This window comes from Trichormus variabilis 0441 (genome assembly GCF_009856605.1).
Classification (GTDB): domain Bacteria; phylum Cyanobacteriota; class Cyanobacteriia; order Cyanobacteriales; family Nostocaceae; genus Trichormus; species Trichormus variabilis.
On the sequence record NZ_CP047242.1, the window covers coordinates 5,254,561 to 5,278,585 of the forward strand.

The 24,025-nt window shown below is 41.9% G+C and carries 18 protein-coding genes and 1 tRNA gene; 7 read left to right on the forward strand and 12 right to left on the reverse strand.

Features of this window, described 5'->3' with window-relative positions; all coding sequences use genetic code 11:
* Positions 1-33: 33 nt before the first annotated feature.
* Positions 34-486 carry a YlqD family protein gene (locus GSQ19_RS21690; protein WP_011319907.1) on the forward strand — a complete coding sequence of 151 codons (453 nt, stop codon included), beginning with the start codon at positions 34-36 and terminating at the stop codon, positions 484-486.
* Positions 487-542: 56 nt separating this feature from the next.
* Here GSQ19_RS21690 and GSQ19_RS21695 read toward each other — a convergent pair whose 3' ends face one another.
* Positions 543-1,067 (reverse strand): hypothetical protein, encoded by a 525-nt coding sequence (locus GSQ19_RS21695; RefSeq protein ID WP_011319908.1) that lies wholly within the window; start codon positions 1,065-1,067, stop codon positions 543-545.
* A gap of 339 nt (positions 1,068-1,406) precedes the next feature.
* Between GSQ19_RS21695 and GSQ19_RS21700 the strand changes: the two genes are divergently transcribed.
* The 3 genes from GSQ19_RS21700 to GSQ19_RS21710 all read left to right on the forward strand — a co-directional run bounded on the left by GSQ19_RS21700 (position 1,407) and on the right by GSQ19_RS21710 (position 5,503).
* A complete protein-coding gene (locus GSQ19_RS21700; RefSeq protein WP_011319909.1) occupies positions 1,407-2,705 on the forward strand; it encodes a dihydrolipoamide acetyltransferase family protein in 1,299 nt (432 codons plus the stop codon).
* Positions 2,706-2,819: 114 nt separating this feature from the next.
* Positions 2,820-3,518, forward strand: a complete 699-nt coding sequence (locus tag GSQ19_RS21705; RefSeq protein ID WP_011319910.1) for a tetratricopeptide repeat protein — start codon at positions 2,820-2,822, stop codon at positions 3,516-3,518.
* Positions 3,519-3,844: 326 nt separating this feature from the next.
* Positions 3,845-5,503: a DUF1565 domain-containing protein gene (locus tag GSQ19_RS21710; protein WP_011319911.1), complete on the forward strand. Its 1,659-nt coding sequence runs from the start codon at positions 3,845-3,847 to the stop codon at positions 5,501-5,503.
* A gap of 379 nt (positions 5,504-5,882) precedes the next feature.
* Here the strand turns inward: GSQ19_RS21710 and GSQ19_RS21715 are convergent, their stop codons facing one another.
* On the reverse strand, positions 5,883-6,149 hold the full coding sequence (locus tag GSQ19_RS21715) for a DUF3493 domain-containing protein (protein WP_011319912.1): 267 nt from the start codon (positions 6,147-6,149) through the stop codon (positions 5,883-5,885).
* Between the two features lie 33 nt (positions 6,150-6,182).
* On the opposite strand from GSQ19_RS21715, the gene GSQ19_RS21720 reads away from it, so the two are divergent.
* Positions 6,183-6,254, forward strand: a tRNA-Thr gene (locus tag GSQ19_RS21720).
* A gap of 77 nt (positions 6,255-6,331) precedes the next feature.
* On the opposite strand, the gene GSQ19_RS21725 is transcribed toward GSQ19_RS21720, so the two are convergent.
* From GSQ19_RS21725 to GSQ19_RS21750, 6 genes are all read right to left on the reverse strand, one after another.
* The gene (locus tag GSQ19_RS21725; RefSeq protein WP_011319913.1) at positions 6,332-7,279 is read right to left on the reverse strand and encodes a type II restriction endonuclease; all 948 of its coding nucleotides are present in this window, start codon (positions 7,277-7,279) and stop codon (positions 6,332-6,334) included.
* Positions 7,279-8,748: a TRM11 family methyltransferase gene (locus GSQ19_RS21730; RefSeq protein WP_228119663.1), complete on the reverse strand. Its 1,470-nt coding sequence runs from the start codon at positions 8,746-8,748 to the stop codon at positions 7,279-7,281. Before GSQ19_RS21730 ends, GSQ19_RS21725 begins: the two co-directional genes overlap by 1 nt.
* Before the next feature lie 189 nt (positions 8,749-8,937).
* Positions 8,938-9,978 (reverse strand): M42 family metallopeptidase, encoded by a 1,041-nt coding sequence (locus GSQ19_RS21735; protein ID WP_011319915.1) that lies wholly within the window; start codon positions 9,976-9,978, stop codon positions 8,938-8,940.
* 179 nt (positions 9,979-10,157) lie between these two features.
* Positions 10,158-11,207 (reverse strand): SGNH/GDSL hydrolase family protein, encoded by a 1,050-nt coding sequence (locus GSQ19_RS21740; protein ID WP_011319916.1) that lies wholly within the window; start codon positions 11,205-11,207, stop codon positions 10,158-10,160.
* A gap of 575 nt (positions 11,208-11,782) precedes the next feature.
* Positions 11,783-13,120 (reverse strand): S-layer homology domain-containing protein, encoded by a 1,338-nt coding sequence (locus GSQ19_RS21745; protein ID WP_011319917.1) that lies wholly within the window; start codon positions 13,118-13,120, stop codon positions 11,783-11,785.
* A gap of 142 nt (positions 13,121-13,262) precedes the next feature.
* Positions 13,263-14,111 carry a hypothetical protein gene (locus GSQ19_RS21750; protein ID WP_011319918.1) on the reverse strand — a complete coding sequence of 283 codons (849 nt, stop codon included), beginning with the start codon at positions 14,109-14,111 and terminating at the stop codon, positions 13,263-13,265.
* Between the two features lie 469 nt (positions 14,112-14,580).
* On the opposite strand from GSQ19_RS21750, the gene mutS reads away from it, so the two are divergent.
* Entirely contained in the window at positions 14,581-17,145 is a 2,565-nt protein-coding gene (gene mutS, locus GSQ19_RS21755; RefSeq protein ID WP_011319919.1) for a DNA mismatch repair protein MutS, read from the forward strand.
* A 12-nt stretch (positions 17,146-17,157) separates the two neighbouring features.
* Here mutS and GSQ19_RS21760 read toward each other — a convergent pair whose 3' ends face one another.
* Positions 17,158-17,853: a Crp/Fnr family transcriptional regulator gene (locus tag GSQ19_RS21760; RefSeq protein WP_011319920.1), complete on the reverse strand. Its 696-nt coding sequence runs from the start codon at positions 17,851-17,853 to the stop codon at positions 17,158-17,160.
* A 263-nt stretch (positions 17,854-18,116) separates the two neighbouring features.
* Between GSQ19_RS21760 and hcp the strand changes: the two genes are divergently transcribed.
* Positions 18,117-19,751, forward strand: a complete 1,635-nt coding sequence (gene hcp, locus GSQ19_RS21765) for a hydroxylamine reductase (RefSeq protein ID WP_011319921.1) — start codon at positions 18,117-18,119, stop codon at positions 19,749-19,751.
* Between the two features lie 130 nt (positions 19,752-19,881).
* On the opposite strand, the gene GSQ19_RS21770 is transcribed toward hcp, so the two are convergent.
* The 3 genes from GSQ19_RS21770 to GSQ19_RS21780 all read right to left on the reverse strand — a co-directional run bounded on the left by GSQ19_RS21770 (position 19,882) and on the right by GSQ19_RS21780 (position 23,863).
* Complete coding sequence (locus tag GSQ19_RS21770; protein WP_011316335.1) at positions 19,882-20,952, reverse strand: IS630-like element ISAva6 family transposase; 1,071 nt, start codon at positions 20,950-20,952, stop codon at positions 19,882-19,884.
* 210 nt (positions 20,953-21,162) lie between these two features.
* The gene (gene ftsH2 / locus GSQ19_RS21775; RefSeq protein ID WP_011319922.1) at positions 21,163-23,049 is read right to left on the reverse strand and encodes an ATP-dependent zinc metalloprotease FtsH2; all 1,887 of its coding nucleotides are present in this window, start codon (positions 23,047-23,049) and stop codon (positions 21,163-21,165) included.
* 319 nt (positions 23,050-23,368) lie between these two features.
* Complete coding sequence (locus GSQ19_RS21780) at positions 23,369-23,863, reverse strand: hypothetical protein (RefSeq protein ID WP_011319923.1); 495 nt, start codon at positions 23,861-23,863, stop codon at positions 23,369-23,371.
* Positions 23,864-24,025: the final 162 nt, after the last annotated feature.

Here is a 24,025-nt window from a genome sequence, read left to right on the forward strand (position 1 = left end):
ACTACAAACTACTTAGAGTGAACGGGAAATTTTATGACAGATGTCTCCAACCCTCAATTGCTTTTGAAGCGCGTTGTTAATGTAAAAGTTATTGTCACCCCCCTCTGGAAAGAGGAAGTGCAACAGCAATTGCAAGCACAAATTAACCAAATTGACCAGCAACTACAACAATTGGATTTAGAAGGACAAAGAGCGATCGCTGCTATTCAAAAGCAAAGCCTCCAACCACCCGGACCCCAAACCCTGCAACAAATTGACAATATTCAACTCCAAGTCAATCAAAAGAAAAGCGAACTTCTAGAACAAAAAAATCAAATGCTGCAAAATCTCCAGCAAGTACAATTGCTTGAGTTAGATCAAGAAGTCAATCAATTTCAAATGGAAGGTTTCTTCCGTGTGGAACGGGGAGACAACTTGATTAGCAAAATGCAGGTAGAAATCGTCATCCGCGATGGTGTTGTAGAAGATATTCGTGGCGACATTTAAACGTTGCGGATTCTGAGTTTTAACTAGAAATTCCTCACACCACACTATTAACTCGTTCAATCACAACGTTGAGTTAAGTTACCCAAGGGTTGGTTACCATTTCGACATGATATTTGGGAACCAACCCAAACTATTTGCCATACGGGCGGTGAACTGGCAAAAAGCGATCGCCCCAAACTGTTCATCTCTAACCGATATTTGATTTCTCCAGATGTATCTTTGCTTTTTGAGACTTGTGTAACCGTGACTAAAGCTTGATTATGTTGAGGATAAGCTATCTCTACCTTTCGCTTACCACCGGCTACCGTAAAGTCATCCAGAAAATTGAGAGCTAAAGTTTTAGGGTCACTACCTTGCAGTGGAGAATTGATCCCCGATAATGGTATATTTTTATATTGAATCCGTTCTGGATCATGTAAAACTTCCTGAGAGTTTTTCACAACTGATAATTGCTGTGGTGTGCTGCTGCTGTTATCTACAATCAATGTATGATCTTGGTACTGATGAAGATAAACACCAGCACCAGCAGTAACAAAAATACTAAGCAGCAAAATCAAAAACAATTTCAATTTTCCCGACATAGAATTAAACAAGTATTTCAACAACACTAATTTTGAATTTAGGGTTCTAAATTGGAGTTAAACTTCTACACCCTATCATCTACCTTGGGATAGCATCTGTGTCATGTTGATTAGTTATCAGCAACACAAATACACATATCTTGGATAGACCTGAAGTTGGTTTTGAAGTTCCAGGTAATGAGTAATCAGTAATGGGTAATAGAGACTACCAAATAATTATCCCAACTACCAATTCCCAATTCCCAATTCCCAATTACTCAAAAACCCTCGTACCAAGATACAATTCGATCTGGCAAAAGCTGTTAAATTCCTTAAACCTATTGATTCTGAAACCACCCTATGAGCATTCACGAAATCTTCATGCCGGCGCTGAGTTCCACCATGACCGAAGGCAAAATTGTCTCCTGGGTGAAATCGCCAGGCGATAAAGTGGAAAAAGGCGAAACAGTGGTGGTTGTCGAGTCAGACAAAGCAGATATGGATGTAGAAACCTTCTACGAAGGGTATCTCGCTCACATCATTGTAGAAGCTGGTGATAGCGCACCTGTAGGAGCAGCGATCGCTTACGTAGCCGAAACCGAAGCGGAAATCGAGGCCGCCAAGTCTTTAGGCAGTTCTGGTGGCGCTGCGGCCACTCCTAGCGCCCCTCCTGAACCAGTCGCAGCCACCGCCGCCGTAGGTGTACCAGCCGCATCACAAAATGGCTCTAACCACCGTGAAGGAAGGCTTGTAGCTTCACCCCGCGCCCGCAAGTTGGCAAAAGAACTGAAAGTTGATTTGACCAGTCTCAAAGGTAGTGGCCCCTATGGTCGCATTGTGGCCGATGACATAGAAGCTGCTGTTGGTAAAGTCAAGCAACCAGCCACTACACCGACTGCACCCACACCCACCTTTACCCCAGCCCCAGTCCCAGCAACCAGGACTCCAGCACCAGCACCAGCACCAGCACCAGTAGCGGCCGCACCTGGGCAAGTAGTACCATTTAATACCCTACAAAACGCTGTCATTCGTAACATGGTGGCGAGTCTAGATGTACCCGTGTTCCGTGTGGGTTACACCATCACCACCGATGGCTTAGACAAACTTTACAAACAAATTAAATCCAAAGGTGTAACCATGACAGCGCTACTGGCGAAAGCTGTAGCGGTGACATTACAAAAACACCCTTTATTAAATGCCAGCTATTCAGATCAAGGTCTTGTTTACCATCCTGACATCAATATTGCGGTAGCTGTAGCGATGGATGGTGGCGGTTTAATTACACCAGTATTAAAAAATGCCGACAAGATAGATATTTACTCTCTATCACGCACCTGGAAATCTCTAGTAGACAAGGCCAGAAGCAAACAACTACAACCAGATGAATACAGTGGTGGTAACTTTACCCTATCAAACTTGGGGATGTTTGGTGTAGATACATTTGATGCCATTTTACCCCCAGGACAAGGTTCAATTTTAGCGATCGGCGCATCTCGTCCCCAATTGGTAGCCACAGGCGATGGTTCATTTGCTATCAAACAACAAATGCAGGTAAATATTACATCTGATCACCGGATTATTTACGGTGCTGATGCTGCCGCATTTTTACAAGATTTAGCCAAGTTAATTGAAACTGACGCTCAATCTTTGACACTGTAAAGGCGGTAGGGGTGTAAGGGTGAATTTCTGTGTATTCTCACCCCTACGCCCCATACCCCTATACCCCCAACCTCGGTTTATCATGGATCAGAGGATGATAGAGAGATTGGGGCGATGAAGCAAAAAAGCCAGATGGAAACAAGATTTGTTAAACCTCTTAGCTGTCTAACGCTGAGTATCATTACAACCATTGGTATATTGCCTCCCGCAACAGCACAGGAAACTTCCCCAGCGAAATCAGCCTGTGAGCAAGTTTTAAGCAACGCAGAACAAAAACCGCGAACCAAACAAGTACAAAAACTGGCGCAGTTTGCAGATCCCCAACAAGAGCGATCGCAACTGATTCAACAAGCTAATGCGCTATTTAGTCAAGGTGATTTACCAGGTGCAGAAGTAAACCTGTGTAAATTTTTGAAAAAATACTCAGATGATGCCTTCGGACACTTTCAATTAGGTAATGTATTTTTCCGTGGGAAAAAAGTAGAAGCTGCAATCAGTGCCTATCAAGAAGCCATTCGCCTCAAATCGCGGTACGCCGTGGCTTACAATGCACTGGGCATAGTTTATGCTAGTCAAAATCGCTGGAGTGATGCGATCGCCCAATATCAAAAAGCTTTAGAAATCAATCCCGATTATGGCGACGCTCTCACTAATGTCGCTTTGGTATTGTGGCAAACAAATAAAAAAGATGAAGCCCTAGTTTCTTTAGAAAAAGCTTTAAATATTTTCAAAAAACAGAATAGAAACGAAAAAGCTAACCAAGTCGAACAATTATTGCAGAGAATCAAAAACTCTGATGATAATCTCTCATAAAACTCTATTCCCTTATGGGTAGAGTTTTTGTCAGTGGCTAATGGTCAGTAGTCAGTGGCTTTCAAGATGTGAACATCCTTCACAAAGGATGTTTTCGCCCAGATTCAAAAACAACTAACGCACAACGTGTAATCAAAAACAATTGATAACTAACAACTGACAACCGACAAATTTAGCTTAATAAGGAAAATTTATGTAATTTCTTGCGAAACATAGCTGCTGATTTGCTAGTCATCCGGTATAGTTTGGCAGGGGTTTTCTCGCTAGATATCTGCTAAATAACCCCATTTAACCAATTAACAATCAGCAAATCACAGAAGCAAAAAATGACACATCAGGGGTTTAACTTTTCTTCATTAAGAAATTTATGCTCGATTTTATCCTTACCAACTGGAATCACAGCCTTATTAGTTGCTTCTAGCGGGTTCATGCTAGTACCTAGTGGGGTCAATGCTGGTGCTGCGCCAACGTTAACAGCGCAGGTTCCCACGACAGCGTCAGTAATTTATGTCAACCCAACAACTGGTACAGATACGGCTAGCGGTGGTGCGACAGCTGCAACACCCTACAAAACAATTACTTTTGCGCTCAATCAAGCCCAACCAGGGACGATTATTCAATTAGCACCCGGTAACTATAGCAGTGAAACTGGGGAACAATTTCCCTTGATTCTCAAACCAGGGGTGACGCTACAAGGTGATGAATCTGCTAGAGGTCAAGGTGTCTTGATTACAGGTGGTGGTTTCTATACCAGTCGTACCTTTGCCAGACAAGATATTACCATTTTGGCAAATAACGACACCACGATCGCCGGCATCACCGCCACCAATCCTAATCAACGTGGTACTGCTGTGTGGGTAGAATCCAGCAATCCCATTATCAGAAACAATACTTTTACCAATAGTGTGAGGGAAGGCGTTTTTGTCACTGGTACGGGAAACCCCAAAATCCAAGGTAATATCTTTATCCAAAACAAGGGTAATGGTGTTTCTGTAGCTAGGTCAGCGCTAGGAGAGATTAGTAATAACTTATTTCAGGATACTGGTTTTGGGATTGCGATCGGCGGTACTTCTACGCCTTTAGTAGCAGAAAACCAAATTGTGCAGAACCAAGACGGTCTATACATTTCAGAAACAGCCAAGCCTGTTTTGCGTAAGAATGTTATTCAAAACAATAAACGGGACGGCGTAGTAGCAACTGTTAATGCTCAACCAGACCTTGGGACTAGTGAAAATCCTGGTGGTAATTTGATCCGCAGTAACGGTCGTTATGATGTGAACAACGCCACCAAAACCATTCGCATTCTGGCTGTGGGTAACGATATTGACCAGAAAAAGATTTTTGGTCAGGTCGATTTTGTGGCTGCTAGTGTTGAACCACCACCTTCTGGTCAAGGTACAGGCTTTACGGACGTAGCCACAAATTACTGGGCAAAAGGTTACATTGAAGCCTTAGCCTCCCAAAATATCATTGCTGGTTTTCCTGACGGCACTTTTAGACCTAATGAGCCTGTCACCCGCGCCCAATTTGCCACTATCGTTACCAAAGCTTTAACACCCGAAGCTAAACGCAACGCCATTAATTTCCGAGATGTCAGCAGCAATTTCTGGGCTTTTGCAGCAATTCAAGCTGCATATCGGAGCCAATTTGTCTCCGGTTATCCCGATGGAACATTCAAACCACAGCAAGAAATTCCCAGAGTCCAAGCATTGGTGTCTTTAGCTAACGGGCTAGGCTTAACTGCTAACAATCAAAATGTAATTTCTATCTATTCTGATGCTGGTCAAATTCCTGGTTATGCTGTTGGGCCAGTTGCAGCAGCTACCACAAGGCAATTAGTGATTAACTATCCCACAGTTAGTCAACTCAATCCTAATCGTCCAGCTACCAGAGCGGAAATTGCTGCCTTTGTTTACCAAGCATTAGTCAATGCTGGACGCGCACAACCACTGCCATCATCTTATTTAGTTCAAGTTCCCCAATAAAAAGCAAGGGGAAGTTATTAGAAATTCCAAGCGCCAGACCAAGAATATACTTGTCTGGCGCTTGAAATATCGTGTTTTTTTAACTTAGGGGTCTTTAAATTAGTCCAACCCCATCCAAAGTGGCGTGTCTATTTTCAGGGTCTTTATATTGGCTGACCCCGTTTTAACAATTACAAGTCTCTCAAAAAATCTATTAATTCTCGATTTCATAATACTTTTTTTATTTTTTCTTTCCCTATATTTAGTAATTTATAAAAATATGAATTACTTTTAACAAAAATTACTATCAATAAAGCCTTGAAGCTGCTTTTTTCAGAAAAATAAGTACTTATACTCATCCATTCAGAGTAGAGTATTTAGATCAAAACAATCGTATTGTTTATCGCTTTTGGCGACTTTGTTCCCAACGCCAGAGAAAAATCATCAATGCTACAACTCCTACTTGCAGAGCGAAGTTAGGTAAAGCAGTTTCCATATTTCGCCCAGCTAGGATCTGAAAAAAGAAGATAAATGCCCCAATAAAGCCAGAAGCGCCAAAACCAACATAGAGAAGTTGCCGCAAGCCACGATATGGGGTAGACATTTCTGCTTTCAGGCGGGCATATTGTTCAGGATTAAGGCGCTTTTTGGGATTAGGTTCTACCATGAGTAAATAATGCTATAATCTCTTATCGTATATGCCGATGTGGCTCAGTGGTAGAGCAGCTGATTCGTAATCAGCAGGCCGTGGGTTCAAATCCCATCATCGGCTTGGCTTATAGAAAATAATATTTTTGTCTTGACTAATTCTTGTGTACTTTACAGTGACAAATAATTAGTCACTGTACATCAAATTTGAATAAACCAAGCGCACAAAGAGGCGACTTGGTCAGGCTGAGTGAGGTTTGCTGCATTAGTAAGAATGCCAGAATTTAGTTGATGCCAAATTTCTTCTGCCATGCTTTTTTCTATAGCAGATCCCACAAAAAAAGTATATGGCTTAAGACTGTGCTGATCAAATGCTGTTCTGATTCTGGCTAAAGCACTGTTCGCTGTTTTCCAATGTTCGTCTGCTCCTGCTGGGTCAATACCGCCCTTTAATTCACCTAGAGCTATGTAGATATTTGGGTTTGAAATTATATTCTTTTCAATTTCATTTTGTCTGCAATCAAACAAACAAATATCAATGTTTTTCCGTACAATCGGAACATTTACATTATAAACGAAAGTCCTATTCCTACCCTCCAAGTTCCAACTTAATCCCCTAAGACCTAATTCAATATCTGTATCATCATCAGGTTGATTAAGCCAAGTTTTGCTGTTTTTATCTAGCCATTTATAAGAAGTATTCGATAGAGTTAGTGCAGAAATAATATATCTTGCAAATTTACGTTCAGCAAGGATACCACCAACATTTCGCATTGATCCACCAAGTGTATCTCCACGCGTAAGTAGGAAACGATAAACTAGTTCTTCTACAAAGTTTTCTCCAGCAGGCTCTAGGAAGTTTTGAATTAAACCTTCTATTGCATCGACCTTATCTTGTTCTTGAAGGTGTCCAGCAGCTTTATCTGATACCCCAGAGGCAGCTAGTAGAGTAGGTCTAATATCCCTCATTTGTAAAAGGTCTTGAGGCCTTTCAATTTGGTTTACTCGGATCCTTAATGCTCTTGCCTGCTCAACAAATGGTGTTGCTTTTCGATTTCTTTCTAAAGCTAAAGCAACAAATCCTGCTCGGACTTCTTGATATGGAGTCACAAGATCATGATTGCTTTTAAGATGATATTGATATGACACTAGGGTTTTCTCCAAACATATACACATTTGCGAAGTGTCTTTCTTCCATGTATCCCCATTTGTTGGCTACTGTTACCTTTACCAATAGGTAGGACAAGAATTTTCTCCACATTAAAACCAATTTTTTCTGCAATATTAGAAAGAATTAAATCAACCGAAATATCAATACCTGCATAGCGAACATTATCATTTACCATAAATAAAGGTGATCCATTTTTTAAAACTCTAAAACATTCTGTAATAACGCAAGCCATTTCGTAGAAATAGCCTTTTACCATGCGAGGAATACCGTTATTATTAAGTTTTTTTCTTTCAAGCTCTCGCTCAAGAAAGCGCAAAATACTCTGTAACAATTCTTGTTGATCAAGTATACGTAATGCTTCCTGCCAATTGTTAATAAGAAACTTTTCTTTGTTTTCAACAGTACAACTCAGCATATCTTGTCTGAGTTGCACTATATCTCTTTCTCCCACTCCTAATAGAGCTAATTCTAGAGCGTATGTACGTGTATAGTCATAACGATTACAATAGGGTGGAGAAGTAATGATACAGTCGTAAAAATCTTGTTCAAATTCAGGCAGAATTTTAAGACATGAAGCATTAAATAGATTAATTTCACTTCTTTGAGTCCCATAACAAAATGATGTATTATTTATCATGTCAAAGGAATCATTCAAAATTAATTTTATTTGGTCAGTAATTGCTTCATCGAAATCCAGGATTTTACCTTTATCAAATTTATATGATCCACCTTTCCTAAATGCTCTTTTATCCCAACGTAGATACTGTCCATCTTTCCGGGTATAGCTGATAGATTCAAGAATACACAATAGAGCAAAACGGAGAACTTGTTTCACAACCATATTCTCTTTTTCTATAGAAAATAAAAATCTCTCTATTGATGCTTCTGTTTCATGAGGATAAGCTCCGTCGGTAATTCTTAAACGATTAAGATGTTTTCTACTATTATGCTGATTCCAAGGTTTTTGTTTGTACCATTCAATCAATCTCAAAAAATCTTCTCGACGGAATTGTCGCTGGATTATTTTCCTTACTTTAATAATCTCTTGACCAATAGGTAACAATTCTATACCATCTGCTTGAATACCAGCATCACTACAGGCAAATAGCATTGTTCCTGCTCCTGCGAAGGGGTCAAGAATCCTCTCAAATGGTTTTTTCTCGTACTCAAATATTAACTGATTGACCAAATCAACTGAAAAAGCTTCTTTATATTTAAACCAGCGATACTGAGGTTTTAACTTATTAGCTTGAAAACTAACTATTTTTCGATTTAAACTTTGATGCAATCGCATCTTATCTCTAAAGCGTTGCTCAAGTGCTTTATTGAATCGAAAAATTTCTTGTACAAAAGAATCCATCTCTTGAGCAAGATCAGTCGGGTCAGTCTTTATTTCTGTTGGAATCTCAAGCTCAAATGAAGTCATTTTATATTTTTCTTGTAACAAAGAGGCAATCTAGGATTCTATCATAACAAATCACTATCATTTATCAATTAAGATTTAAACCCTATTTTTTTATAGACTGATTGACAATGGTCGAATCCTGATTATACTTTGTTATGCTTTTACAGTAATCAAGTTAAATATTGAATACATTCCTTCTGTGACTCATTATAAATAATAATATTATTCTCCCTAAAATTCGGTTTCACAAAAAGCTTTCAATAAATTAATACAGTTGGAAATTGCGCCTAAATGAGCGATTTCGTATCCGTGGGTATTTTGGGTAGGAAATGCCAGACAAGCAGCACGTCCCACATGACCAAATTTCATGGCAATCGACGCATCACTCCCAAAGCCACTGAGAGTTGTTAGCTGTACAGGCATATTCAATTGTTTGGCACATTGGCGCAGTTCTCCATTTAGTCCTTCATCATATATGCCATAAGCATCCTGAATTAAAAGTACAGGATTTTCACTATCTTTAACAGGATATTCTTCAGATAAGGGACAAATTTCTAAGGCGATTAAGGCATCTAATTGCTGATTTTGGGTGAAGAATAATGCCCCAATTGCGCCTACTTCTTCTTTAGCTGATGCTACTAAATAAACATCCATTGCTGGCTGTTTTAATTGTTGAGCTAAAGCCAATAAAATTGCTACTGATGCTTTGTTATCTAATGTATAACTAGCAATGTGATCCTGAAGTTTCACGGGATGTTTGCGATGCTTGCCAATCACCATTCTTGTCCCTGGGCGAATCCCAGCAATTTCTAATTCCTCGGTAGTGCGTTTGGTTTCAATCCAGGCGTTTTCCCATTTAACTGCTGTGTCTTCTTGTTGGACTTTTTGCGGTGATTCATGGGAGACGTGGCGGGAACCAAAACTGAGAATACCGCTAATGGTTTCGTTGTCTCCCAATAAATCAACGACACCCTCACCATAAACCCAAGGGTAAGCGCCGCCTAGCTTGCGGACTTCCACTTTTCCGGCATCACCGATATTTTTGACGATCGCCCCGATTTCGTCTTTGTGGGCTGTAATCGCCACTGCTCGCTCAGAATTCTTCCCCGGAATCTTGGCTATGATATTATCTGCGCGATCGCTCCAAACCTCCACACCAAGCGCCGCAAATTTTTGTAACAAAAGCTGATTAATTTCGGCTTCTGCACCACTGGGCGAATGGTGCATCACTAATTCTGCGATATTTTCAAATAATTGGTTGTAATTGCACATCAATACTTTTATTTCATCTCTATATCAGCCATATCCAATTATATTCAATATATTGTCTGGATAAGCTATTTAAACTAGAACTATAGGGCTATTTTATGGTATTTCCATATTTTAAAATAATTGCTCATTCAATTATGTGAATGAGCAAGAGACAGCTAATAATTTAGCAGTAACCTTTGTTACTGAATTGCAGATTTAATTGATTTTCGCTGTAAGCGTTTGATGCTGCTCATTGCACCCAATGCACCCAGAAATAATACACCAATTGTGCTTGAAGACTCAGGAGTTGTTGCCGCTAAGACTGATTCTGCTACTAACTTATGACCGTCAGTTGATGGGTGGACATCATCCCAGAAAAAATATGTGCTGGGGTTGTTACTACAGTTAAGAAACTGAGACAGACAAGAATTAGTTACATTTTCAAAACCAAATTCATTGGGAGTTGCAAGCACACGGTTAACTAAAGAATAAATATCAATTTCAATGATATTTACTTGTTGGTTTTTCCGAATTTCGTCTAGATTTTTGGCTAAGTTTGAGTTGAAATCTTGAGTTGCTTGAGTCAGTGCTGCGGGATTGCGACCATTTGTTCCCGATGCTGGAATCCTGCCCAAATCCGGCAAGTTGAACACTAAAATATTTTTTGCACCTATTGCCGCTAGGTTACTTACAGCCTGGGAAATATTTGTGTAGGGTTCGGGTCTACTGGGATCACTGAACTGAGGAGGAAAAAGGTAGTCATTTGCACCACCGGACACAGCATAGAGCGCATTAGGATCAAAGCTTTGTTGATTAACTTGTAGTAACGCTTGAAAAGCAGAAACTTGCTGTAAAACTCCAGGTAAAGGGAAACCAAAAGAGTTACCTTCACCGGAATTAGCACCACCGATAGCGAAGTTAATACCTTGTGTGGGAAAGGGTGTAGTAAGAGGAGTAGAAAAATCTAAGGTAGGAACTAGATTAGTGATGGGCGTGGGTGTTAAACCTAACTTGTCTCCTACATAATCTACCCATATTGAACCATTAGAAAAACGCCCCTGCTCATACGGAGGGCTGGGAGGAATAGCATTCGATGGATCAAATAACCCACCGGAAAGTTGAAATGTATTACCTGTATCAGACAGGCTATCGCCAAATACGTAAACCCCAGTAAAATTTGCAGCCGAAGCTTTTAGCGGCGATATTAAGGTGAGTGTAATAAAACTTGCCGCGATGAATTTAGTTTTCATTTTTAGTAAGATAATGAAATTTTATCGTTGAGCTTGTTTGATAAAGTTACAATAAGCAATGTTGTAAATAACACTCAGTGCAGATTTGCTAATCCTAGCTAAGTAACTTTACATAGCTAACCATAAAATATCAAGAAAAATTAGCTAAAAATATCAAGATTTTACGTGAATTTTCGTAATGAGATTAATTTGCAATGTAGATCAATGACCAACGGTCAGTCGCAGACCATCGCGTTTCCTACGCTGCTCTTACTTTAATTTGCACATCTTTTCGTGTTGACAGTTAACCGTCAACTGTCAACAAACCATACAAGTAATACCAATTCAAAATTCAAAATTCAAAATTAATAATCAAGACAGGACAAGCGTTTGGGGCTGTATATCTGTCGCATTCTTTTTTCAAATTGGTATAACTATGTAAGCTGTTACGCATTTAAATTGTATATTTCGCACTCAGGTTGTCAAAAGTCCAAATTCCAAGCTAGCCTTTGACTCTGGACTCTTGACTATGGACAGCCCTGACGCAAGAATATTTGATATAGGTGCGTATCAGCTTAATTTAAAAGCGTCATAGCTTACTGCGTAGTTGTTTGTTTTAACTTGAGTGCATCAACTGCCGATATACCCTCACCCTGACTGCCGAAATACCACAAAGCACCAGCAGCTTCAGCACGAGTTACTGGTTTTTTGGGCTGAAACAGTGTTGTATAACCAAATATGCGGCGAATATTAGCCTGTTCACCATTTTGAAAATCCGCTAAAACTGCCCTTAAAGCCTTGGGGTCGATTTTCCCTGCATCTTGGAAACCCCAAGTTTCCTTCACCGCTTCTAAATTGGCGTTGGGTAAAGCTTGACGGGTGTCTAGAGGCACTTTCCACAGAATTAACTGTTCCCTTGTCAGGGGTGCATCAGGACGGAACAAAACTGCTGTCGCATCTCCCGATAAAGGGCTAGGAATTAAACCAGCTTCGGCTAATCCTTGAATGGCTGGAAAATCAGCATCTTGAGACGACACATCAGTAAATGCTGCTTGTGTACTTTCCCCAGCCAAGCGAATCTGCTTCGCTGAATTATTGGCATACATAGCGTTATTGGCATTTACTAACCAACGAGCATATTCTCGGCGGGTAATGATTCTACCGGGTTCAAATTGGTTGGCGGGATTATTATTCTTATTCTTTGAAGATGCAGAACTGAAAACGCCCAATGCAGCTAAATCTTGAATATATTGGCGCAGTTGTTGGGGTGCTTTATTTACATCGTTAAATTCTGATGCGACTGTTGGAGTAGTGGAATTATCTTTCGCCCAATTCGTCGGTGGTACTGGGCCGATAAACTGGGTATCACCTGCCGTAGGAATATTTGATGCTGCTGTGGTAGTGCTATTGGGAACGTACTCTATCTTGATTGCTGTTGCTGTTTGGGGTTGATTAGCTGTGGCGTTAGTCACCGATTTGGGTTGAATCGACACATTTACCAGCAAATCGTTCCGACGTGCGGCAAAAGTTCCCTCCACATCATCAGTTGGCTGTTGTAAAATCTGCCAATTGTTGGTCTGGAACTGGTTACGATAAAAACTACTAATAAAATTGCTGGGGTCTGAACTCAGCCAAGTAGTTGAGACTCGCTTGTCTGAACCACTCGCGGGGATAATTTCCTGTAATTGAGCATTTTGATATAAAGGTATCTCTTGGGGAAAATCCGCCGGTAGTTGGACTGAGGGTTGATTTTCCTTCGGTTGGGCTGCACCCTCCTTAGTTTCCCCAAAGATCACTTGATTAGTTTGTAGTCTCGGATCTGCTGCCAAAGACTGTTCTAGGTTTTTGGCAGTTGGAGTGTTTGCACAGGCTGTTAATGAAGTCAAGAAAACAGCCAAGCTCAAGACTAAAGTTGGTCGTTTACAAGGAAGCACAGGAAATCACAAATCGCGCGTCAATTCCTACCCTAGCGCAGAGTATCACCTCTGAACTAAGTTTGAGAAAAAATATGTCAGTGGTCATTAGTCATTAGGGAACAGGATTTTTGACTATGGACTATTGACTTTTGACTGTGGACTACAGCCTCAATGACAACTGTCGCAATAAAGCGAATCTAATTAATCTCAAGGGTGTTGTAGAACCTTGGACGACTGGCAGACGTAAAAAACGCCCTACTGCCAAACGGGCAATTCCTTTGAGACGCGCTTGCAATCTCACTGTCAGAAATTTCCATGTTCCACCTTGTTCGCCAAGGGCATACAACGGCGTAAAGGCAAGTTTACCGTAGAGGACATCGGCGTGATGAACATTACCCAGATTGTTTTGCCGATGTTCTGGATTGGGTAAACCTCCATGTTCTCCATAATTGCGCCAAGGAATGTAATTTTTCAGCTTGCGTTGGAGGAGAAATTTATCAATCTCGGAATCCCAAGTTGAGTATTTAGTGGCTCCTATTTTTTCTGTGATTTCATCAGCTAGTTCTAATAAATAGGTGGCACTTTGCGAATTGACAATATAAGCAACGGCGGAAGTAGAAAAACCTTGAGCATAGCCTTCTGGTGAAACGTGATAAACCTGGGGCGCACAAGTGTAAAGCCAACTAATACCAACATCCTTTTGATGAGGTTCAAAAGGTAAGGGTAACTTACCAAAACCAATGACTGGCACGAAATCTGCTTCAACAATGAGTGTTAGTTTATCTGTTTGTCTGGCTTTTTCCCAGGCGCTTCTATGATTGAGTAAACACAAATAACTGCGAGAAAAGTTTTGATATTCTGGTTGACTTTCTTGGCGGAGAACTTCGTAATTTAATCCCTCTTTAGTTAAGGTTGCTTCTAACTGTTCGGTTGATTCTTTATGAGCAATAATTAACACCTGATGAATGTAGTTAATCAGGGAATTATTAACCGTTTCTTGTTTATCCATAACTTTTAATAAAACTCATTAACTAAAATCTGGTTTCAGAGTGATTTAGGGTTTATTGCTGCGGAATGGTACGGGAACAATGTATGTCGGCGGCTAATTTTGCCTAAAATTTTATGCCACATTCTAGCCTAGTCATGGTATTTGTAGCACGTTTATCATATTTCTCGTTTGATTGAGATATATAGCTGGGGACGGGGGATTGGGGACTGGTGACTGGGTGAGAAGTCTTGTTATGTCTAGGTTGTATCATCTATTGATGTCCTAACACTACTGGCGACAGCTATATCTCTATTGATTAAGTAAATTAAAAGTTATATTTTTTACCGATTGTTTATGATGAACTACCTGATACTTGTGACTCAGGAGAGAGAAAGCATAAAAAAATCTTGAGCGATCGCCCCTCAATTTAGCACAGCACGTTATCATCAGGTATTGTGGCTTCTCTGTGCGTAACTTCCAGCATCTATCTATGACCGCTTCTGACATTCAGCCGACGGAACCCCATACTCCCCCAACCCCTCACGCCGACACTCGACTGGTAGACCGCACTAAGCTGAGTAAGATGTATCAGCATTATGTTGAGGTGAAAGATAAGTATCCTCATGCGTTGTTGTTGTATCGGGTGGGTGATTTCTTTGAAACGTTTTTTCAAGATGCTGTCACGGTAGCTAGAGAATTAGAATTAGTCCTGACAAGTAAACACGGTGGCGAAGTTGGACGGGTAGCCATGACTGGTGTTCCTCACCATGCTTGGGAACGCTACACTACCCAATTGGTGGAAAAAGGTTATGCTGTGGTGATTTGCGACCAAGTAGAAGATGCTTCCGAGGCTGTGGGTTTGGTGCGGCGGGAGGTGACGCGCATCCTGACTCCCGGCACTTTGCTCGAAGAGGGAATGCTCAAATCAAGTCGCAATAATTACTTAGCAGCTGTGGTAATTACGAGCAATCATTGGGGGCTAGCCTATGCAGACATCTCCACCGGGGAATTTTTGACAACTCAAGATAGTGATTTAGAACGGTTGACCCAGGAATTGATGCGGTTGCAACCTTCAGAAGTATTGGTTCCCACCAACGCCCCAGATTTGGGTACATTGCTGCGTCCGGGGGAAACTTCACCACACCTTCCAGAATGTTTACCACCATCATTTTGCTATAGCTTGCGATCGCAACAACCATTCTCCCAGGCCGAAGCTAGAAGTACATTATTGCAGAGATTTAAAGTGCGATCGCTGGAAGGTTTGGGTTGCGACCATCTCCCCTTGGCTGTGCGCGCGGCTGGTGGGTTGTTGGAATATGTGGAAGATACCCAAAAAGCTGGACAAGTATCCCTGCAAAGACTCCGCACCTATACCATTACCGATTATCTAATTGTTGATAACCAAACCCGCCGCAATTTGGAAATTACTCAAACAGTTCGTGATGGTACTTTTCACGGTTCCTTACTATGGGCATTAGATAAAACTAGCACGGCGATGGGTAGTCGGGCTTTGCGGCGATGGCTATTACAACCGCTACTGGATATTAAAGGGATTAGTTCACGCCAAGACACCATCCAAGAATTAGTCACAAATACTCGACTACGGCAAGATTTACGGCATTTGTTACGCCAAATTTACGACCTCGAAAGGCTAACGGGTCGGGCTAGTTCGGGGACTGCAAATGCTAGAGATTTAGTCGCCTTGGCTGATTCCCTCTCCCGTTTGCCAGAATTAGCCAACTTAGTCATTGATGCTCATTCGCCTTTCCTCAAGGCTTTGCAAAAAGTACCGCCAATTTTAGAAGAACTGGCACAAAAAATACACGCTCATCTGGTAGAATCACCACCATTACATCTCAAAGAAGGGGGCTTGATTCGTCCTGGTGTCAATCCTTTATTGGATGAAAGAAAAGCGACCGTCGAAGCAGACCACCAATGGATTGCTAATTTAGAAGTGGATGAAAGGGCGAGAACGGGAATCCCTTTGCTGAAGGTGGGATTTAACGAAACCTTTGGCTATTACATTAGTATTTCCCGCGCCAAAGCTGACCAAGTACCCGCCAATTACATCCGCAAGCAAACCCTGAAAAATGAGGAACGTTACATCACCCCGGAATTGAAGGAAAGGGAAGCCAGGATTCTCACAGCGCGGGATGATTTACATAAGTTGGAATATGAGGTTTTTGTCACCTTACGGGAAGAAGTAGGAGAACAGGCGGAAGCAATTCGCCACCTTTCCCGCGCCGTAGCCGCCGCCGATGTGTTGTGTGGTTTAGCTGAGTTGGCGGTTTATCAAGGTTATTGTCGTCCCGAAATGGTGAATGGACGAGAGATAGCAATTATCGATGGTCGCCATCCGGTAGTGGAACAGTCCTTACCTGCGGGGTTCTTTGTGCCAAATTCCACCCAGTTGGGGAGTAATGAAGAAACCCACCAACTTCCTGACTTAATTATTCTAACTGGACCAAATGCCAGTGGTAAAAGTTGTTACCTGCGTCAAGTGGGTTTAATTCAACTAATGGCGCAGATTGGCAGTTTTGTTCCGGCTAAATCTGCTAGGTTGGGAATATGCGATCGCATTTTTACCCGCGTTGGTGCAGTGGATGATTTAGCCACAGGTCAATCTACATTTATGGTGGAGATGAATGAGACAGCAAATATTCTCAATCATGCCACATCTAGATCCCTAGTTTTATTAGATGAAATTGGTAGAGGAACCGCTACTTTTGACGGTCTTTCCATCGCTTGGGCGGTTGCAGAATATATCGCCACCGAGATTCGTTCCCGGACAATTTTTGCCACTCACTACCATGAATTAAACGAACTGGCGGGAATGTTACCAAATGTGGCTAACTATCAGGTGACAGTGAAAGAATTACCAGACCAAATTATCTTTCTGCACCAAGTCCAACCAGGAGGCGCTGACAAGTCCTACGGTATTGAAGCGGGAAGGTTAGCGGGTTTACCAACCGTAGTCATTCAACGGGCGAAACAAGTCATGGGGCAAATTGAGAAACATAGTAAGATTGCGATGGGATTGCAAAATTTGGATTAAGCCACCCCTCTTTCATTTTTTATTTTGTAAATTAATCAACCGATCGCGATCGCATAATCTCACAGTAGTCCCTTCCATCTCGATAATTTTTTCTTGAGCAAGTTTGTATAAAGCACGAGAAAGCGTTTCGGGTATTGTCCCTAATAAAGCTGCAAGCTGTCCTTTAGGTAAATCTAGCTCGACGACATCCGCATTACCCAAGCGCTTACTCAAATTTAATAAGTAGTTGGCTAATCGTTGGGGTACTTCCTGAAAAGACAGAGTATCAACCAAGTGTGTTAATTTGCGTAAGTGTCGAGCCAAAGTTCCTAAAATTGCCAGTGCCAATGTAGGATGTTGTTGCAACACCGTCAAAAATGATGATCTAGGAATAAACACCACCTGGGAATTTTCCAACGCTGCGGCTGAAGCAGGATAATTTCCCCCATCAAAAGCTGGTACTTCCGCAAAATATTCTTCCGCGCCGAATATGTGGAAAATTTGTTCTTTACCGCCATTCGCTACCTTAAAAATCTTCACCCTACCAGACTTAACAATAAAAAACCCCGTCCCCTCATCACCTTCCCAGAATATAATTTCCCCTTTTTTATAAGTTTGCACAATAGCAATATTCGCCAGTGCTTGCAATTGTTCATCTAATAGATCCCGAAAAATCGGCGTTTTCTGTAAAAATTGTTTAACTTCTAAAATACGTTCCGTAACAGTCATAAATAAAATTTCTCTTGCAGTTATGTAAAAAAATGAACAACAGCAGGCGACTCATCCCAATTCTCCATAAACACACACCTAATTCCAAATACCTAACGACATAACAAATCATCCTCAAAAAACCTCCGCGCAAACCTCAGCGCCCCTCCTCGTTCAAAACTCCTCCTCCCTTCACCGAACTTTACAAATACTTTTGACTTAGATCAAGGAATTACTCTATCCAAAGAAATACTCTGGAAGCATAAAGATTTGAGAGAAGATTTATGTTCTGTAACCAGTGTGAACAAACTACCCGTGGCGATGTCTGTCATCAGTGGGGAGCCTGCGGTAAAAGTCCAGAAGTTGATGCTTTACAAGATTTACTAGTCCATTGTTTACGCGGACTCTCCCAGGTAGCGCTACAAGCAAAATCTCTAGGACTGGCGACTCGTGAGACAGATGAGTTCACCTGTGAGATGCTCTTCTCCACACTCACAAACGTCAACTTTTCCACATCTGATTTTATTAGCTTTGTCAATCGCGCGATCGCCTTACGTGAAAGTCTGAAGTTACAAATTCAAGCCACAGGTAACGCCGTCATCCAATCGGCGATTAACTCTTTTCAACCTGCTAGCGACACCCAAAAACAAATTCAGCAAGGAAAAGACCTAGAATTTGAATTTATCAGCCAATCTGCTAAAAATGTCGATATTTTCTCACTCAAGCTCACCTTATTATACGGACTCAAGGGTGTTGCTGCTTATGCCTTCCATGCCTTGGAACTAAACCAGCACGATGAAAGCTTATACATATTTTTCCACGAAGTTTTAGCAAATCTTGATGCCCAAGACAAGAGTTTACAAGATTGGCTTGATTTAACCTTAAAAGTTGGGCAAATGAACCTGAAAGCAATGGAATTACTTGATGCTGGTAATACCGAAACCTTTGGACATCCTACCCCAACAACTGTTCCCCTTGGTCATACCGTAGGTAAAGCCATCCTCGTTTCAGGACATGATTTACTCGCTTTAAAAGCCGTCCTCGAACAAACATCTGGAACCGGAATCAAAGTATATACTCACGGCGAACTCCTCCCCGCACATGGCTATCCAAAGCTAAAACAGACTCATCCTCACCTTTATGGACACTACGGTACAGCGTGGCAAAATCAAACCCATGAGTTTGAACGCTTTCCTGGTGCGATCGTTATGACGACTAATTGTCTCATGCCGCCCCATGAAACTTACAAAGATAAGGTGTTTACTTTGGGGCCTGTGGGTTATCCTGGTTTGCAACATATCAGCATCCACGACATTTCCCTAGTTATCCAAAAAGCATTAGAACTCCCAGGTTTTACCGAAGATAGCGAACAAAAAACAGTAACTACAGGTTTTGCTAGAAATGCAGTTTTAGGTGTAGCCGATACTGTCATTAATGCGGTAAAACAAGGTGATATCCGCCACTTCTTCCTAGTTGGTGGTTGTGATGGCGCGAAACCAGGACGCAATTACTACAGTGATTTAGTAGAAAAAATCCCCAATGATTGTGTAGTCTTAACTTTGGGTTGTGGCAAATTCCGCTTCTTTGATCAGAATTTGGGTGATATCGGTGGGATTCCTCGCTTACTCGACCTCGGACAGTGTAACGATGCTTACTCAGCCATTCAGATTGCCGTGGCTTTAGCCAATACTTTTGAAGTTAATGTGAATCAACTACCACTGTCGATGATACTGTCTTGGTATGAACAAAAAGCGATCGCTGTTCTCCTAACACTGTTGTACTTGGGTATCCAAAATATTCGCATTGGCCCCACACTCCCAGCTTTCCTTACTCCCAATGTTGTGAAGTTGCTCTCAGAAACCTTCCATCTCCAACTCATCACCACACCAGAACAAGATTTGGCGGTATGTCTAGGTTAATATCCTGGTAATGGTGAAAGACAATGATAGGACTTACGCAGTGTTACTAATTTTCTGGCTTTTTTGTCAATAGTCAATAGTCAATAGTCATACTAAATTGGGAAAGGAAGTATTAATTGAATAACTGAGGTCAAATTTGGCAAATCCAATCAAACCCAACCTTGCCATGAACAATTTGAGGGTGAGACATTAACCATTGACAACGAGAAATTAACACAGTTTCTAGTTCATCGAGAGTAGAAAACATCTGATTAGCAACAGCTTCACGTAGAAGCGACCAAACACACTCAGTCGGTTGGAGTTGAGGTGTATAAGCAGGCAGAGGAAACAGAATGATACCAGCTGGCAACATTAATTGTTTACTGGTATGCCAACCAGCTTGATCAACAAGCAAAACAATGATTTTGTGATGATGAGGATTGACTTCAGCGGCAAAAGCATCTAAAGCCATTTGCATGACAGCAATGTTGACTCTGGGTAAAATCAAGAAAAAACTCTCGCCAGTAGCTGGATGGACAAATCCATAAGTATAAAGCCATTGGTAACGAGTGCGATGCACAGCATTGGGACGATGACCTACTGGTGTCCAAACTCGACGGACGATGGGTTTGAGGCCTAATCGAGCTTCATCTTCTGCCCAAACTTCAACTGATTTGTGCGGATGGAGGAAACGTAACAATCGCACAAACTCCGTTAACTCAGTTTTAAACATCTGTCTTTGAACAAAAGTTGCCGCCTCAGTATGCAGAGGTCGTGGTTGTTGCAGACTAAATCCTAGCCTTTTGAGGTAATCCCAAGCTGTAGTGACATGGAGTGTAATTCCAAACTGTACTCGGATCAATTCCCCTACTTTTGGCGCACTCCATAACCCCCCATCTTCTGGTGGTGAAGCTAACCTTTGGCGCAACCACTGTTGTTGCTCGTTTGTGAGTGCAAGTTTTTTTCCTCCTGGTTTCAGTTTCTGTTGATTGATGATTCCGTTTGCTCCTAGCTTGTTGTATCGCCGCACGATTTTTCTCACCCAGTCCCCTGAGAATCCCACAATCTCTGCTACCTTTTGCGCTGACAACTGTGGTTGTTGATTGAGCAATTTAATCACTAACCATCGGGTTTTCTCTTGTGCATCTTCACATCGGCGATAACTTTGTTCTATTTCTTCTGTTGATAGATGCTCTGTTAGTTTTATCCTGGGACGTACCATTTTTCTAGCCTTTTTCCCTCTGCTTCAAATGATACTACCTTTCCCTATTCAGTATCAATAGTCAAAATCAAGGTTTTTGGACTGTGGACTATTGACTATTGACCACCCTCAGAAGGGTTTTTTAATTCAGTGCGTCAGTCCTAAATTAACAAAACAAAAAAAGGGGATGATTTTTGTCATCCCCTGCTATTTGCTGATAAAACTTAAAGCTTACAGTTGTGGTACAAACTGCTGCTTATCAGGTACATCAGTGTACTCAGCCACAATTTGCCGGAACTCGTCGCCGTCAATGGTTTCTTTTTCAATCAGCAGGTCAACGATGCGATCTGTAACGGTGCGATGATCACGCATAATCTTCTTAGCGTTTTCATAGCATTCGTCAACAATCAACCGGACTTGAGAGTCAATTCTTGCCGCAATGGATTCAGAATAATCTGATCTGGTCATCCAGTCACGACCTAAGAATACTTCTCCTTGTTGACTTTCCAAGGACAAGGGGCCTAAATCAGACATCCCAAATCTTGTCACCATTTGCCGTGCCATTCCTGACACCTGTTGCAAGTCTCCGCCTGCACCTGTGGTCACTTCCGCAGAACCAAAAATTATTTCTTCCGCCGCACGACCACCCAAAGCGCCGGTAATTCTGGCTTTGAGTTGGGAACGAGAAATTAAACCTTGTTCTTCGTTGGGAGTAAACCAAGTTAAACCTTGGGCTTGTCCTCTAGGAATCAGGGTGACTTTCTGCACTGGGTCATGGTCTTTTAATAAAGTACCTACCAAGGCGTGTCCTACTTCGTGGTAAGCAATTAAGCGCTTGCTCTTGCTATCTACGAGGGGAGTTCCTTCCATCCCCGCGACGACTCTATCCACCGCATCATCAATTTCGCTGAGGGTGATACCTTCTTTACGTCTTCTGGCGGTAAGAATAGCGGCTTCGTTGAGCAAGTTGGCTAAATCTGCACCGGTGAATCCAGGGGTACGACGGGCGATCGCTTCCAATGATACACTCGGATCTAGTTTCTTATTCCGGGCGTGGACTTGCAGGACTTCCAAGCGTCCTTTAATATCTGGAGCATCAACGGTTACTTGTCTGTCAAAACGACCAGGACGTAACAACGCCGCATCTAATACGTCAGGACGGTTGGTAGCAGCAATAATAATGATGCCTGTATTGCCTTCAAAACCATCCATCTCGGTGAGTAACTGGTTGAGAGTTTGTTCTCTCTCATCGTTACCGCCACCAATACCAGCACCCCGTTGTCTACCAACAGCGTCAATTTCATCAATGAAGATGATACAGGGAGCATTATCTTTAGCTTTCTTAAATAAGTCACGCACGCGGGAAGCACCCACACCCACGAACATTTCCACGAATTCCGAACCGGAAATACTAAAGAATGGTACACCAGCTTCCCCAGCGATCGCTTTTGCTAGTAAAGTTTTACCAGTCCCTGGAGGCCCTACTAACAGTACACCTTTGGGAATCCGCGCACCCACAGCCGTAAATCTTTCTGGCTGTTTGAGGAATGTCACAACTTCTTGTAATTCTTCCTTCGCTTCTTCGATACCAGCTACATCGTCAAACTTCACCCCAGTTTTGGCTTCCATTTGGAAACGCGCTCTGGATTTGCCAAAGTTCATGGCTTGACCAGGGCCACCAGGGAGATTATTAGAGCGACGGAACAAAAAGAACAATCCAGTAATCAATAAGATGGGGAACACTAGATTGCCCAACAATCCCCAAATAGCGCCATCATTACGTGCTGGATGAGCATCAAAACTTACTTTCTTTTCTTTAAGTTTGCTGATTAACTCAGGAGCGCTAACTGGCAAATCCACCCGCCAACGTTGGACACGGTTTTCGATATCTTGATCCTGGGCTTCCACAATAGCTGTTCTGCCGCCTTCGTATAAGTCAACGCTGGTAACACGTCCAGCATCCACATATTCCAGAAAGCGGCCGTAAGTCATGCGAGTGTTAGCTGCATTCTTGCTCATGTCCGCAGGAGCGCCAGCAAACGTCCCTTGCCAAAAGAAAAAACCAATTACCAAAGCTGGCAATGTCCAGAGTACTAGGACTCTCCAAGAGAATTTCATTTTTAATTTGCCTCTAGATGCCAATTACGATTATTCATTTCTAGCAACTGGAGTTACTAGACGGTTGTACAACGGATGTTTATAAATCCATTTTCTTTAATTTGATATCTAATCATGCACCGCCATAAAGCTATAAGGCCATTATGTGAAATCTAAGATGCCGATAAGAATCTTAATTAAATTTAACCTAATTCTAATACAAGATTGCAAGAGACTGGGGATTGGGTACTGGGGATTGGGGATTGGGCGAAAATCTTGCGGTCAGTTCTTCCCCTGCCTCCCCTGCCTCCCCTGCCCCCTGCCCCTTCCAATCCCCACTCTACTTAACTTCGGTGATTTGTAACGTGTAGGGAAAATACTTGCCTTTTTGGTAAGAACCGACCCAAACTTGGTAGTTTCCTGGCAACCATTCCCCAATAATGCCTGGATTTTTTCCGTCTAGGTCATCGTTACACCAAGTTCCGCCTGGGCCTTTGACCACGATGGTGGTATCTTGAGGAGCTTGTATTTGCAGTTTTAAGTAATCAAATTTACTTGTCAGCCTGATGGTGTGGTCTGGTGTTTCATCTACGAATCCGTTACAGGGACCAGTAGGCGTTTCTATTCTGCCAGTAATGCGGTTTCCCTCAACTGAGCCGCCACTCATACCCCGAACTACTAAAGGGTCTGGAGAAAACTTCTGACTAATGGTGACATCTCCAAATATCGGTGGCGCTTCCTGGGCGTTGCTGCCGGCATGAAGTAACGAGATAACACCGAGCGTAAAGATGATTGAATATATCTGTATACCTTTATTTAGCGATGTTTTCGACATTTTGATCACATAATCATCTCAGTGTTTAGGAAGACATGAATTTTACACTCTAAGTTCCCTATCTGGGCGAAATTGACTATTTAAATTATTAGTGTGGAAATTGATTTTGGTCGCAACCGATTTTTTAATTGAAGGTCTTAAGTCAAGTCTCAAATTCTGACA

Bases quoted from the DNA above. Each gene is read 5' to 3' on its own strand.
- GSQ19_RS21690 (WP_011319907.1), top strand. From the start codon at position 34: ATGACAGATGTCTCCAACCCTCAATTGCTTTTGAAGCGCGTTGTTAAT.
- GSQ19_RS21695 (WP_011319908.1), bottom strand. From the start codon at position 1,067: ATGTCGGGAAAATTGAAATTGTTTTTGATTTTGCTGCTTAGTATTTTT.
- GSQ19_RS21700 (WP_011319909.1), top strand. From the start codon at position 1,407: ATGAGCATTCACGAAATCTTCATGCCGGCGCTGAGTTCCACCATGACC.
- GSQ19_RS21705 (WP_011319910.1), top strand. From the start codon at position 2,820: ATGAAGCAAAAAAGCCAGATGGAAACAAGATTTGTTAAACCTCTTAGC.
- GSQ19_RS21710 (WP_011319911.1), top strand. From the start codon at position 3,845: ATGACACATCAGGGGTTTAACTTTTCTTCATTAAGAAATTTATGCTCG.
- GSQ19_RS21715 (WP_011319912.1), bottom strand. From the start codon at position 6,149: ATGGTAGAACCTAATCCCAAAAAGCGCCTTAATCCTGAACAATATGCC.
- GSQ19_RS21735 (WP_011319915.1), bottom strand. From the start codon at position 9,978: ATGTGCAATTACAACCAATTATTTGAAAATATCGCAGAATTAGTGATG.
- GSQ19_RS21740 (WP_011319916.1), bottom strand. From the start codon at position 11,207: ATGAAAACTAAATTCATCGCGGCAAGTTTTATTACACTCACCTTAATA.
- GSQ19_RS21750 (WP_011319918.1), bottom strand. From the start codon at position 14,111: ATGGATAAACAAGAAACGGTTAATAATTCCCTGATTAACTACATTCAT.
- mutS (WP_011319919.1), top strand. From the start codon at position 14,581: ATGACCGCTTCTGACATTCAGCCGACGGAACCCCATACTCCCCCAACC.
- GSQ19_RS21760 (WP_011319920.1), bottom strand. From the start codon at position 17,853: ATGACTGTTACGGAACGTATTTTAGAAGTTAAACAATTTTTACAGAAA.
- hcp (WP_011319921.1), top strand. From the start codon at position 18,117: ATGTTCTGTAACCAGTGTGAACAAACTACCCGTGGCGATGTCTGTCAT.
- GSQ19_RS21770 (WP_011316335.1), bottom strand. From the start codon at position 20,952: ATGGTACGTCCCAGGATAAAACTAACAGAGCATCTATCAACAGAAGAA.
- ftsH2 (WP_011319922.1), bottom strand. From the start codon at position 23,049: ATGAAATTCTCTTGGAGAGTCCTAGTACTCTGGACATTGCCAGCTTTG.
- GSQ19_RS21780 (WP_011319923.1), bottom strand. From the start codon at position 23,863: ATGTCGAAAACATCGCTAAATAAAGGTATACAGATATATTCAATCATC.